Raw genomic sequence first — 14043 nt, forward strand, 5'->3', positions numbered from 1 at the left:
CGTGGACTGATTCTATTTGTACGACTTGCTGGGTTCATGAACAGCATTGCTTTGAGGGTAAAGCTCTGGTAATGGGTCCGATTGCCAGATTTCTTTAGAATCGATGTCCATAATCGTTAATTTTCCAGTAGATCCAGCACCAGTATCTAAATTTGTAATATTTAAAGCGGTCATTGGTTGATCAGTATTCCAATTTAATGTAGAGGTGTGACCAATGAAAATATGCTTGAATTGTGTAACCATTTCAAAAGTGGATGCAAGATTACCCATATTTTCGTATCTCAATGCTTCGGTCCATAGCTGCCTGTCCCAACAATAGTTTTTTTTGGTTTGCCTAAAAAAATCGGTATATCGGTCGAAGCCACCGTGTACGCAACATAAGTTCGAATCTAAGACGTGGAAGAGTTTTTGATTTTGAAAAAATTGTCTATGATGTGGTGGAATATCGGTGGAGTTTAATGAGGTTTTATAACCCGATCCCTTTGCAAAGCAGACCTTTGGGTCATCTTTATATTTTAAATAGGATTCGATGGTGCCCTTACCACCATAAGCCCAGGATACAGGATGAAAATCTGTCTGAATAAATTCGTTTAACCAGGCATCATGATTACCCTTGATAGCGATCAGATTTTTCATCTTTAACAGTTCCTCAACAGATTCATAAACACCATTATAGCCGTCTGCTACGTCACCGACCTGAATTAAAATATCATTTTCGTAATTAAAACCAGATCTGGTTAGACACTGTACGAGAGCCGGATATGCTCCATGCAGGTCTCCCATAATGAATGTTCGAGCTCTTACCTTATCCATTGGTCCCCCTTCTTAAAAACATAAATTTACAGAATATTAAACTCAATTTCTGTGGTTAATATTTAAATTTTAATATTTTAAATCTTAGTACGTGTTTTGTAGGTTTTGAGAGGCTCGGTTTTAGTTGGGCTTCCTATTTTTCCTCTTTTTCTTCATATTGAATTCAAACAGCTGCTCGTCGGGATCTCCGGTCATTCCACCAAGCAAAAGCGATTCCAGTAGCCCCCAATCGCTAAATATCTCGTCTGTATTCATGATAAGTTGAAATATTGGATGCAGGTCTTCTATTAGCGATGTCGTTGGTTTTAGTGAAGGATTTTTAGGTAATAAATGTTCAATTTTCAGATTTTCTTGAGCTTCGGTCTTCGAAAAAAGTTCATGAAATACATTTGCAGAGAATTGTTTTCCTAAGTGCGAGCCATTGAATACATTTCTTGTGTTGTGGTCTACGAAGGTAATCCCATATAACCTTCCTTGCTCATTTCTTCGCATAATAGTATTTATACCATGCTGAGTTAAATAGTCCTTAAAATCCTTTTCGTCAAATGTTAAATTCAATGCTTGCGCAATCATCTGAACTGTCTTTGCCTTAACATCTCCGGATCCTTCTTTGCTCTTTTCAAAATGGGAGCGGAGTGCACTGAGCCCTGCATGTTTACCGAAGAGGGATGCTTTAAATGGATTGCTCACTTTCTCACCATATTTATCCAGAGCGAAATAAATCAGCCCTTCCTTAATTTCACCATTGTATTCCTTTTTAACAGATTCGACGGAAATATTAAATAAGGATAACAGCGCGTTATAGCCACCAAGATTTAAAAAGTTATAATATTTTGGAAGATATCTGACGACAGTGGCTAGCTGACTTTTTATATTGCCTTTTGTATGATCGACGGGTGAAAAAATGGTATTTTCGTCAGTTATTTGTTTTTCATTTGCAGGAGTCAGCTTATACTTTTTCTCAATATCCCTGCATATTTCCATTGATCTTTTTTTTTCAAAAGAATCGGGTATTTTAATGCCGTTCTTATCAACGGAAGTTGAAACAATATGGATGTGCGTTCTGTCTATATCATGATGTTTGAAAATAACAAAAGGCTGGTCACCATATCCCAGACGCTCAATATATTCCTTCGCAATTGTTATAAATTCTTCATCTGAAACCAAATCATTTGGATCTGGGTTGATTGAAATATGTATAGCGGTTTTTTCAGTTTTCCTATTGGCCGCCAGGTATGGTAAAAAAGAAGAGAGTAATTGTCCGGTTGTATATGTTCCATCCGGACTTTCGAGCATATTATTAAGTGATAGGATTTTCCCGGTGTTTTGTAATACCTTTTGGTGATTATATAGTAAGGCACCATAAATTTTTGATCCATGTGCTATTTTTGCAATCATCTATTCACGTTTTTTACAATGTATTCTGCTTCAAATTTTTTGCTGAGAATCAAAATCTCACGACAGATCGCAGCGAGTTCTACGGTCTCTTTTTCAAGTTTTCCGATATAAAATACAGTTTTCCTGTCTCCAAAATTTGTGTGTAGGATCTTTACTATTTGATTATAATTGACACCGATCGCTCGGAACTGTGCGAAAAACTGTGTTAATTTTGTGCAGTAATCCATAACCCCTTTATCTATAATTACCGAATTTATCTTCCTTTCAAACAATAGTGATACAATAAATTTAGCTTTATTGTCAAGTCCAGATTGTTCCAATAATGATAAAAACCTTACGTTTTCTGTATCTGTGAGACGGAAAACATAGCGATGGGTAGCTTTGTCGATTTTGGGTTTTCGACCTCCTTTCCGATTTGCTGTCATATCTTTTTTCAAAACCTAATAGAAAACGATGAACATTCATGCTAATGAGCCATCAAAAACCTTGTTTTTCCTACTGGTTCACATAAGATAGCTAAGAAATCATAAATGGTATATCCGACTTTGGAGGATTCCCCAGCCCTCGTCAGAGCAAGTAGTTTTGGGGCACAAAACGAGTTTTGAGGCACTCAAAACACAACTTGCTCTCTTCTTGGGAAGAGATACTATAAAGTTTACAATAAAGATCAAATCATAAAATAGTTTGGGAAAGGTTAGGTAAAAACAGGAAAGATAGTAAACCTACCGCTTTTCCATCCATACTGTTGCCTTCCTTTGTATCAGATAATTGGGGAGGAAATATTGTCAGTTTTCACGATTTGAAAATATAAAGTTTTAAAAGAATAAAAGCTTTTGGTTTTAAAAGTGTAAAAGGATAAAACTATAAAAGCACTAAAGCATAAAACCATGAAAACGGGAAAGTATAAGGTTTAGAGTACTGAAATTTTGGTAGCTGTGCTACTAATTTCCACGTCGTGTATATTATTTACAAACCATATATAACACCTTTTTAGACTCCGTAAAATTTACCATAAGTATTTTTTAACCTACAACCATACGCTTAGCAAATTTTTAAGGAATACAACTCTTAAACTTAAAATATATAAAGGAAAACAACATGGAAAAAAAGAAGAAAACTTTGAAGGTAAGTATCTATACGCAGAAAGGTGGCGTTGGCAAATCGACAATGACCGTACTTCTTGCCAGTGTTCTACACTACCGTTTGGGCTACAATATTGCGGTGCTTGATTGCGATTTCCCGCAACATAGTTTGGTAAATATGCGTGAGCGGGATAAAAAGGCAATTATGGAAAGTGATTTTCACAAAAAATTGGCTGTAAAGCAGTTCAACTCGATTAATAAGAGGGCCTATCCAATCATAAAGTGTAAGGCGGAGGATGCGCTTGAAACAGCTTTTAATTTTATTGAGAACAGTGCAGTGCAGCCAGATATTTTGATTTTTGATTTGCCGGGGACAGCCAACACTAAGGGGGTTATCGGATCATTAAAAGGGATGGATTATATTTTTTGCCCGATAACTGCAGACAGACTGGTCGTGGAAAGCACATTAGCTTTCAGTGATGTCTTCCTTAAACTTCCTGCACAGAATGCGAATGTTGTTGAGCAATCTCTCTTTCTATTCTGGAATCAAGTTGATGGGAGGGAAAGATCGGGTTTATACGAAGCATATCAAACTGTTATTGAGGGATTGTCCCTGAACATGATGGAAACAAGAATCATGGATAGCAAACGATTTCGCAAGGAGATCGATGACACCGGAAATTACGTATTTAAATCAACATTGCTGCCTGCTGATATGCCGATTTTAAAAGCTACGCGTGTGGATCAGTTTGTGAAAGAGTTCCTAAAAATTATAAAGACGTGATATGGCAATAAAGAAAGACCGTAAAGAATTTGAGAAACCCATCATTGATGAGGAATTTATGATGAACATAATGAGTGGTGATGAACCATTACCCCCGGCAAATAAGGAGAAGACTCCAGATAAAAATACCGATCCCGCGACTAAGGTTGAGCGAAGTAAGTCAAGAACGGGCAAAAAGATGGATTATGAAGAATTATTTCTCGTTAACCGGTTTCCGCCCGGCAGGAGTGGAAAGGTGGTCTACATCCGTTCAGAATATCATGAGCGCCTGTTGCGCATAGTTCAGTTGACCCGTGAAGATAAGATTACCCTGTATTCATATATAGACAATATACTTGAAAATCATTTCCGCGAATATGGTGATGAAATCACCGAATATTTTAACAAAAGATTTAAACCCATTTTATAGATGAAAAAGCAAAATACCAAAGTTGAAGTTACCGTGAAGCTTAATCAGAAGGTAATTTATGAAAATTTGAATTATGAATCACTATTTCTATCAGATCAGGTCATGGATAGGCGTAGTGACAAGAGTATATATGTTAGCAATGAGCACAATACTTGGTTGTCGAGAATTGTGAATGTGATTGGTGAAGACAAAATACCACTTTATGCCTTACTGGACAACATATTAACGCATCATTTCACGCTGTTTGAAGAAATGTTGGTCAAAGAGTTCCAGGAGAAATCAAAATCTCTTTTTTAAATATTATGGATACATTAATTCAGATAGTAATATTGATCTGTCTAATCCTGGTTATTGCTTTATTATTGGTTGACAAAGTAAAAATTGTACGAACTCAGTCCAAAGTCGTGGCGCAGAAAGAGATCAGGTTCCCCGATGTCGTTGGCAAAGTTGTTAATCCGGTTAAGGAAAAGACCCCAGCTTGGCTTGCCAACAGAAAAAAGTTGGTTGAAAAAATAGTTGCCAATAATGCGAAGCAGGAAAATACGGATTCTAATAAAAATGCCCATCAGAAAGAACACAATTCCGTTGCGGATAGAAAAGAATTTGATGATGAGGATGATGTTCCACCCGATGATGATCGTTTTGGACAGGCCGTTTCTTTAAATGAGCTTACAAAGGTGGGTAATCTACTACAGCAGGATAACCTTGATAGCGCTCAGGAAAAGGAAGCGACCGATATTATACAAAAAATCGAAGGAACTGAATTATTTGCGATGATGCAACAGTCGATCGAAGGAGCCTCACAAAAAATTGCAAGACTTTTGGATAAATCGCTGCTGGAAAAACATAATGTCATCCAAAAGGAAAACCAAAGCAACGAGGTTGACAATTTTGACATTGGAGATTTTATCTAAGTCTCTCCTGAGTCAACACTAATTCTACACATTAATTGCCAAAATTTTATTAAATAAATAGCTATGATATCAAAGAATGATCCTGATTATGTATTTGATGAATATAAAGGATGCTTAATTGCCAGCCATAAAAATAATGTTCCGCAAAAATCAATTGAGAATGTCATCATTGTTTACGATAAACTGGATTTCCCAGATTATGGCTTTTATATAGGACTTGATGATTCAAAAGGTATAGGATACCGAGAAATGAACCCTGTTAATATAGAAGATGCTAAAAGCTATATCGACTGGCTTTCAGAAGTAACAAAGAAAAATGTGTTAAAACCGGATAGTTCAGTTTCGTTACCTGTAAAAATAAAAGAGGTTGTAAGCCAGATTCTATCTGACCTTACTCTAAAAAGACAGGAAAATAAAGAAATGCTTTCCCAAACCAAATCTCGGAAAAAAATGTGGAGAGGCATGTAGACGTTAATGATAAAAAACAATCAAAACATGGTAGCGGATTATTCAGAGCAATTTTAATTAATACTTATAGATTTAAGAAAATTTGCCTGTTAGTGGGTTGGATGTCTAATAATAGAAAGAGATATAAAAACTACGCCTTAACTTTAAGAACTGCGATTTTTGGTATTATTAAAATACCTTTATTTTTATTTTCTATTATTTCACTTATTGGTTGCGATCAACCTTTTTGTAATCTCAAATTTTATAAATTTATTCCAAGTGCCTGTATAGCGATTATTCAATCTTTGGAAATAAAGAGTTCTTCAAATAGCAAAGTTCCAAATATTTAAGAAATAAATTTTGTTAAGAATATAGTTTTCCGAAATTTTCATTATATTTAATTATGTGATTACTTTCAGGAAACAGTCTGTTTTCAATATTTTAGCTGATACCTAGTTATATTATGAGTATTTAATTTGTTAATTAATTACAACCTAACCATGAACAGTTTGAAATTAGGGCTCTTATTTTTTATGGGAGCTTATGCTTTGGGAAGCAGTGCACAAAATTTGTTAAATCTAAATGATTGGGTTACCGGTACTGGCGGTACCTCAGGTCTTACGGCAAATGGTCTCGTCAGCGAGAATGAGCGTGAGTGGGGAATAGGACCTTTGGGAACTCAGGTTGTTCTGTGGAAAGGGACACCTAGTGGGGATCAAGCAGGCGACGGTGGATGGAATTCTACAGATATAGCGATTAATAGTCAAAAAACATATCGCTTTTCGGTATGGATAAAAAAAACAAATTCCAAAAGTGGAACGGCCTATTTTGGTTGTGGCGCTGCAGTTACAACTTTAACCGGCGTAGTAAATAACAACGCTTATTTTTGGAATGGCAATCTCCCTGACCTAGACAAATGGTATCTCTTGGTGGGGTACGTTCACGGATCAAGTGATCCTTCCACTGTAAGTTCAGGAGCTATTTATGACGGTATAACGGGAAAAAAAATAGCTTCTGCCATAGATTATAAGTTTTCTACCACAGCAACAACTACACGCCATCGTGCCTATCTTTTTTACGACCCCAATGTAAATGACCGGCAATATTTTTATGGCCCTAGGCTAGAGGAAGTCAATGGAAATGAACCTACAATAAGTTCTCTACTGAACAATCCTATTGGTGCAGGAGATTTTTACTTTTCAGGGAAAGTGGGCATCAAAACACAGACTCCTGGAGACTACGATCTGGCCGTCAATGGTAAGATCCGAGGCCAGGAGATCAAAGTCGAAATCGCGGGCTGGGCGGATTATGTCTTTGAGGAAGATTATAAGCTCCCTACGCTGACCGAAACCGAAAAATTTATTCAAAAAAATGGGCATTTGCCGGAAGTACCAAAGGCAAGTGAAGTTGAGGCAAACGGTATTTCGTTGGGGGAAATGAATAAAATTCTTTTAAAGAAAATAGAAGAGCTAACCCTACATCTGATAGAAAAGGATAAGATGTTAAAGCAGGTAATTGAACGCCTTGAAAAATCAGAGACAGCATTGTCGGAAATTAAAGAAGAGCAGTTAAAACGTTAAGCGACTGAGCAATTGCAGAAGTACAAAGGCAAGCAAGAATTTGGAAAGCGCGAATCAAGGCCGAAACCTCTGGCACCAATGACTTAGTTGTAAAAAGGGAAAATCTGGAGCCGGAAAGTCAAAGTGAAGATAGTTGGCTGTAAGGGAATATATAATCAAAAAATAGAGCTTCGAAATGTTCCAAAAGCGTGGGATATCGAAGCAAAGAATGTTTAATAATATGTCCACATTAATGGACACGCAAAAGTAAACTAGATTAATTGAAAAACTAATCATAACCTTTTATCAACTAAAATTTTAGAATAATACCTTATCAATAAAAATTAATTATATGAAAGTAAATAGCTCTTTGCTGTACGTGCTAGTATTGTTGGGACTAGCTCTTGGTGTGTGGAACCTAATCGGAAAGAAAGATGAGATTGTTTATGTGGATACAGCGAAGCTCTTTCAGGAATATTCGGAAGCAGCTATGGTAAATAGGAAATTAGGGGATGAGGCCAAAAAATATGAAGGTAATATCGATACATTGATGCAAGAGATTCAGGGAGCCCTGAAGGATTATGAAAGAAACGGAAGCCAGCTAGATGCTACTTCGCGTGCTAAGCAGGAGCGTTTGATTTCAGAAAGGCAGGCTGATCTACAGCGTTATCAGGCGGTTGTAAAAGAGAAATTGGAAAAACAGCGTCAGACAGATTTTTCAGGTGTGATAAATACCATAAATGGATTTTTAAAGGAATATGGTAAACGTAAGGGGTATCGTATGATCTTGATTGCCAATCCTGCAGGTACGATTGCCTATGCTAAGGATGGTACAGACATTACAGATGAGATCATTGCCGAGCTCAATAAAAAAAAATAGGAGGTAATGATGTTTCTTCGAATTTTATTTCTCAATATCTGTATTCTGTCTGTCCTGTTAGGTTGTCAGATGAAGATCACGAACCGAGAAGAGCTCTATAAATATATGCAGGACAAAAAACATGGTGTGTCTGACAGTAGGGAAATTAAAGGGGCAAAAGTGTCCATATCGTATGTACCTACCGTAATGATGGGTAATAAAGCGGACAGCGCCGCGGCCCGAAAATTACTTTACTTTAAGCTAACCTACCAGATTAACGATAGGGATATGCTGTCAGCAATCGATCCAAGTTCTTATTCCGTTTTAGTCAGCCGCCTATCATTTAAGCTAGGTGATTATATTAGTGTCCGTTTTAATGGGAAACAAGAGGAGATAGCGGACTTTCAATTTTCGCCAACGTATGGCATGACCAATCGGACAGAAGTGATCTTTGCAATTGATCGGGAAAAGCTAAATGCGGAAAGGGTGTTTACAATACATGTTCAGGATATCGGAATAGGACTTCCCGATTATGATTTTGCATTTGAGCAGCAGGCGCTGGATCGTTTGGACGAACTCAGTGCTGGATTAGATAAGCTTGATTAACCAATATTCAAAATGAAAAGAAAGAGAAAGATATTTGCCCTGGTATGCCTAGGTACTATACTTTATCATACCTTTAGCCCGCTTACAGCGTTGGCGTTGACCTCAGGACCTTCGTCGCCAGATGCCTCAAGCTTTGAGCCCGTTGACACCTCGACGATGGTCAATCCGGTTACCGGTGATTTTGTCTATAGTCTGCCCCTGCTGGAAGTTCCGGGGCCGGAGGGAAGTTATCCTCTTTCACTGTCCTATCATGCGGGGATCAATCCGGAACAGGAAAGTAGTTGGGTAGGTCTAGGTTGGACCCTAAATCCAGGCTCGATCACACGGCAAGTAAATGGTTTTCCGGATGATTGGGCGAATACCCAGGCTAGCCGACGGGACTATTGGGCTGGAGGAGTTACCAATGTAACTTCTGTAGGTGTCACTATACCGCTTGCCAATTATGGATCAGTAAACTTGGGACTTGTTAAAGCATCGGATACCTATCGTGGGGTCGGCTATGGTTGGAATGTAGGTTACACATTTGGTGTTGGTGGCTCATATTCACCTTTTAGTGTCAGTGTAGGGATTGGTTCAAATCCATTTAGCAGTGGATTGACACTTTCCGGAGGAGTAGGGGTCGGTTTTGACCAGCTTGGAAATAGTTCGCTTAGTTTATCCGGTTCTGTGGGAGAAACCAATGGCATTGGAATATCAGTGTCAGCTCCTTATGGTATACTGGGAGCGTCTTTGGCATCAAATGGAGGTTTTTCATTTTCAGCCGTCGGCTATAGTGGTAGTCTGACCAATAGTAATGAAGGTGTGGTCCGTACAGAAACCAGCAGTTCAACATTAAACCTTGTTTTATTAAGATATTCAAATACCAGGACACGATATTGGACAGACGAGACTGAAACAAGCAAAATTTATGGCGTTTTAAATGCCAATCAAGATATTGACCTCCCAATGGCAAGTGATGTTGTCAATGACAGTTATCATTTACCTCAGCGTTCCATATTGGATGGAATGAATCCGGAAAAGGAGCAAGGAGGAGCCTTTCCAGCTTTTGATAGCTATACGGTAACCGGGCAAGGTATAGGAGGTGCGATACGCCCCTACATGTTTCAGGGAGGTGTGACCAAACAAAACGTTATCGAACGTGAAAGTGCAACTTCCAGACGTGAGACGGTACAGTATGGGAACTTCCAGCCCAATTTAACCGGTCTTGGATTCCGCTTCGTCGGCGATTTTTCTAATTCACTGTTACAGGATTATGCTGCTTTTAGTCCCAATTCATCAGCTATTAAATTTAGTGCACCACCTTTTTCAAGTATCCCAACGACAAGTTTATATGGCGTACAAAAATATCAGCCCACTAATCAAAATTTAGTAGGTTCTAAGAGTATCACCTATTTTCAGACAGGTCCAACGGGCACTATTAATTCCATATCGGGAAAAAGTAAATTCATTACGCCGGTTGCTTTGGGGCTCAACCGGACCAAGCATGCCGGGCCAATTGTACAGGGAAGGGATTATGCCGGAATAGCAGGATTTGCTATTACCAATGAAAACGGCATGACCTATCACTATAACCTTCCTGCATATAATTACGGTGAGGAGATCTATCAGGAAAACAAAAATCAAACTTCGGGATTGCGTTTTAATAGACAGACAAAGTCTGCCGGTTATGCTTACACCTGGCACCTGACAGCCATTACAGGCCCCGACTATGTCGACAGGGGAACCGCCGGTGTGCTGGATGAGGCTGATTATGGCTATTGGGTAAGTTTTGAATATGGAAAGTGGAACGATGAATTCGTCTGGCGGACACCGACTGAAGGATTTACGGAGAATTTTGACGAACAGTTCAAAACTGTATCAATGGGTAAAAAGGAAGTATACTACTTGAATTCCATTAAGACCCGCACACATACGGCTTTTTTTGAAAAGGAGGCCAGAACAGATGGTAAATCGGCTTCAATAGAATCCTTCAACAAAAATTGGTCCACTCAGAATAGTGTATCCACTGACTATAACAATACGGGAGTCTACAATGTAAATTCGACCCAGAGTTTGCGTCTAAGCCATATATATATCCTTAAAAATGGTACATATTCCAATTTGGGCTCATCTTTGGGCGGGGGTAGCGGCTTGGTGTCATCTGGAAGGACTGTTGCATGTAATGAGTGCGAGCTTCCCAATAATGTATTTGACCTGAATGATGTAAATACTTATGGACGGACTTCTCTGGAGTCCAAGTCACTAAGAGTTATTGATTTAAATTATGATTACTCTTTGGCAAAAGGAAGTACTACGAGCTTTAATTTTGCCAGTCCAGGTAGCAAACTGGGCAAACTTACACTGAAAACGATGAAGGTCAGGGGCAAAGGTGGTATAAGCTACTTACCTGCAACCGAATTTGGCTATGATCTACCGTTGGCGGATCAAAAAAAAGGAAGCGGCACTATTAATAACGGAACAATCACTGGGGCAAATGTTCAATTTGAAGAGGGGGATCTAATTGAGACAGATGAAACAGTGCCAATTTATTGTGGATATATTGAGAAAGTTACCCAAATTGGGGCGAGTTTCGATTATGTCATTAAAGGTGCAGTCGTAGGTAGCCTTGGGGCGAAAAATATAAGAAGAACAAAAAATCCTCCGTTCCTGAAAGATAAGTATGATTATTGGGGAATGTTTAAGTCCGACCATTTTGCTTCAAGTGAGAAAAATATCAATCGGATTCCTAATCGCATTTCAGCAAAGTCGGTTGATGTATGGTCTTTGAGGAGAATAAAAACAACAACGGGAGCTGTAGTAGATGTTGGATATGAGGCGCACGATTTTTCCAAGACAGTCTACGCATCTGATAGGTCCATTTGGTTCACTTCAATGGAGGTTATCGCAACGAATTTATGTAAAGTGAGTTTTGGAAATATAACCGATCACTGCCGACATTTTTTCGAGGTAGGCACCAAGTATAATGCCTATTTTTTTAGGTCATATTTGATACAGGATGGGCCTCCTGGAACGAGCTATAGACAAGGTTTCGACCTATATGGGGGTACCCCGGTAGAGATCATGGATGTCCAGAGCGACTATATTACTATTAAACTGGATGAATACCAGATCAGAAATATTCTTAATATTGGAGATGGACGCTATGACAATACGAATGTGAATGGGGTAAATTTTTCAGCTTCAGCACTGAATACGAATAAGTATGGGGGCGCCGGTGTCCGTGTGAAGTCGATCACGCTAACCAGCTTAGACGGGATAAAAAACAATAACATGTATTCTTATGGAGGGGAAACAAGCTATATTTCTTCCGGAAGTGTCATATATGAACCGCTGGCTCTAGAAAGATTTAAATTTTCCTATTCGTTGGACAAATACTTTTCAGACCTGTATACCAAACAATTAAATCCAGACATTGACGAATCAGTTCGATATGCCGGTGAATTGCCAGGACCAGGCGTGATGTATTCGCGAGTGTCAACTACTTCGGAGATAGAGTATCCTGACAAATCGAAAAATTTGTCTTCTCAAAGGACTATTTCCGAGTTTTTTTCCTTTTCAGATCTGAAAATAAGCTTTTTAGAAGCTACCCCATCGGAATCTTCTGGTAGCTCTTATTCTACAAGAAATCTGGTGATGAGAAAATTTATTTCCCTCTTGGGAGCCCCTAAATCAGTAAGTCATTATGATGGAAACGGTAAGTTGATGAAACGCATGGTAAAGCAGTATCTCCATGAAGGTATAGCGGGCGATTTCTTCACAGACTATAAAGTGAGACTTCAAAAATTCGGATATCAGGGATTGCTTACAGAACGTTTTTCGGAAGTGAAAAACGTATATAATAATTCCTACAATGACTGGGTAACCTTTGGTACGATGACTGCGCGGGAGGATTATCCATTGGTCAATATTGGAACTGTGGAGTATGATTATATCCATAATACGAAAACTTCATCAAAAGTTAATGCCTTTGATTTCTTCAGTGGAGCAATTACAGAATCCATTAGCACAGATTCCTATGGTAACAACTTTTTGAGCGTAAGTACTCCAGCATATCGTGATTTTGTAGAAATGGGTCCTAGCCAGCTTACTGATAACCGGAAGAACATGCTCACACAAATTTCGTCAAGTAATGTATATCGGCTGAATGCAGCTGGTACTCCTGAATATCTGGTCTCGGCAAATTATAATATCTGGAGTAACGGGGCCTCTATTCTGGATGAAAATGGGAACCGCATTGTTCAGAACAGTAATGCTTCAGCCAATGGTAATGTCTGGCGCCAGACTGCAGGTTACGTATGGATGCCATCGGGAGTCGCGACTAACGGGATGACCGCTGTGGGTAATTTTGTGGCTTTCCCTGGCAGCAATCCCACTGGAGCAAATGCAGCATGGAAGAAAAACAGTGAAGTTGTCCTAATGGATCCTTATAGCCATATTCTCAGCACCAAAGATTTTAAAGGCAATGAGGTGAGCACGCGTTACGGTTATAACAATGCGAAACCTGTTTTGAGTGGGACATTTGCGAAATATGGCGAAATGGCCTTTAGTAGTGCCGAAGATGAGAACATCAGCAATACGAAGAAACTGGAAGTGAAGAAGGGAACAGGAACAGTTTCTACCTCAGCTTTCCATACAGGAAAACAGAGCTTACAGCTTACGGCGAATCAGTTTGGCTTTGAGTACAGTGTTCCTGTATCCGAGCTCACCGCTGCACGCACCTATACGGCAAGTGTTTGGGTTTATAAGGGAGCACTAAACAACGTTAAATTGTACTACCAGCTTGACGGAGTTGATAAGGTGATTTCAGCCCCATCGACCGTAAGCACAAAAACTTCAGGTGATTGGACACTGGTGAATTTTGACATCACATTGAGCGGTGGAACAACGGTGAAGGTCTTTGCTAAAAATGATGGTACAACTACGACGTATGTCGACGATTTCCGTTTTCAGCCAAAGAACGGAGTCAGTTCAGCCTCCGTGTATGATACGGCTACTGGGGAACTTACCTATATGCTGGACCGTAACAACCTTTTTACGCGTTATGAATACAATGTGATGGGACAATTGGTCGCGACCTACCGTGAACAGTTTGGGCGGGCACCATACAAGGTCTCCGAGACGCAGCTGAACCAGAGTACAAGGAGTTTTAACGGATTGCCAAACTAATAAAAG

Annotated in this window: 13 protein-coding genes; 10 read left to right on the forward strand and 3 right to left on the reverse strand. The window is 39.1% G+C overall.

What is annotated here, in order from left to right; genetic code table 11:
• Positions 1–12: 12 nt before the first annotated feature.
• The 3 genes from AAW12_RS23740 to mobA form a co-directional block, all read right to left on the reverse strand.
• Complete coding sequence (locus tag AAW12_RS23740) at positions 13–813, reverse strand: metallophosphoesterase (protein WP_046676100.1); 801 nt, start codon at positions 811–813, stop codon at positions 13–15.
• Between the two features lie 120 nt (positions 814–933).
• Entirely contained in the window at positions 934–2211 is a 1278-nt protein-coding gene (mobB, locus tag AAW12_RS23745) for a conjugal transfer protein MobB (protein WP_046676101.1), read from the reverse strand.
• Positions 2208–2636: a conjugal transfer protein MobA gene (mobA, locus tag AAW12_RS23750; RefSeq protein ID WP_046676102.1), complete on the reverse strand. Its 429-nt coding sequence runs from the start codon at positions 2634–2636 to the stop codon at positions 2208–2210. The genes mobB and mobA overlap by 4 nt, the downstream gene beginning before the upstream one ends.
• A 673-nt stretch (positions 2637–3309) precedes the next feature.
• Here mobA and AAW12_RS23755 point away from each other — a divergent pair.
• The 10 genes from AAW12_RS23755 (at position 3310) to AAW12_RS23800 (ending at position 14037) form a co-directional block, all read left to right on the forward strand.
• Positions 3310–4077: a ParA family protein gene (locus tag AAW12_RS23755; protein WP_046676103.1), complete on the forward strand. Its 768-nt coding sequence runs from the start codon at positions 3310–3312 to the stop codon at positions 4075–4077.
• A gap of 1 nt (position 4078) precedes the next feature.
• Positions 4079–4486, forward strand: a complete 408-nt coding sequence (locus AAW12_RS23760; RefSeq protein ID WP_046676104.1) for a DUF3408 domain-containing protein — start codon at positions 4079–4081, stop codon at positions 4484–4486.
• Complete coding sequence (locus AAW12_RS23765) at positions 4487–4783, forward strand: DUF3408 domain-containing protein (RefSeq protein ID WP_053003964.1); 297 nt, start codon at positions 4487–4489, stop codon at positions 4781–4783. It abuts the gene before it with no gap.
• Between the two features lie 5 nt (positions 4784–4788).
• Positions 4789–5400: a hypothetical protein gene (locus AAW12_RS23770; RefSeq protein WP_046676105.1), complete on the forward strand. Its 612-nt coding sequence runs from the start codon at positions 4789–4791 to the stop codon at positions 5398–5400.
• A gap of 63 nt (positions 5401–5463) precedes the next feature.
• Complete coding sequence (locus AAW12_RS23775; protein WP_046676106.1) at positions 5464–5868, forward strand: hypothetical protein; 405 nt, start codon at positions 5464–5466, stop codon at positions 5866–5868.
• Complete coding sequence (locus AAW12_RS23780; RefSeq protein ID WP_156167753.1) at positions 5853–6197, forward strand: hypothetical protein; 345 nt, start codon at positions 5853–5855, stop codon at positions 6195–6197. The genes AAW12_RS23775 and AAW12_RS23780 overlap by 16 nt, the downstream gene beginning before the upstream one ends.
• A gap of 150 nt (positions 6198–6347) precedes the next feature.
• Complete coding sequence (locus AAW12_RS25880; protein WP_053003965.1) at positions 6348–7427, forward strand: tail fiber protein; 1080 nt, start codon at positions 6348–6350, stop codon at positions 7425–7427.
• Between the two features lie 331 nt (positions 7428–7758).
• Complete coding sequence (locus AAW12_RS23790) at positions 7759–8286, forward strand: OmpH family outer membrane protein (RefSeq protein ID WP_046676108.1); 528 nt, start codon at positions 7759–7761, stop codon at positions 8284–8286.
• A 6-nt stretch (positions 8287–8292) separates the two neighbouring features.
• Positions 8293–8871 (forward strand): hypothetical protein, encoded by a 579-nt coding sequence (locus tag AAW12_RS23795; protein ID WP_156167754.1) that lies wholly within the window; start codon positions 8293–8295, stop codon positions 8869–8871.
• A gap of 12 nt (positions 8872–8883) precedes the next feature.
• Positions 8884–14037: a chitobiase/beta-hexosaminidase C-terminal domain-containing protein gene (locus AAW12_RS23800; protein WP_156167755.1), complete on the forward strand. Its 5154-nt coding sequence runs from the start codon at positions 8884–8886 to the stop codon at positions 14035–14037.
• Positions 14038–14043 lie beyond the last annotated feature (6 nt).

The organism is Sphingobacterium sp. Ag1, assembly GCF_000988325.1.
Classification (GTDB): domain Bacteria; phylum Bacteroidota; class Bacteroidia; order Sphingobacteriales; family Sphingobacteriaceae; genus Sphingobacterium.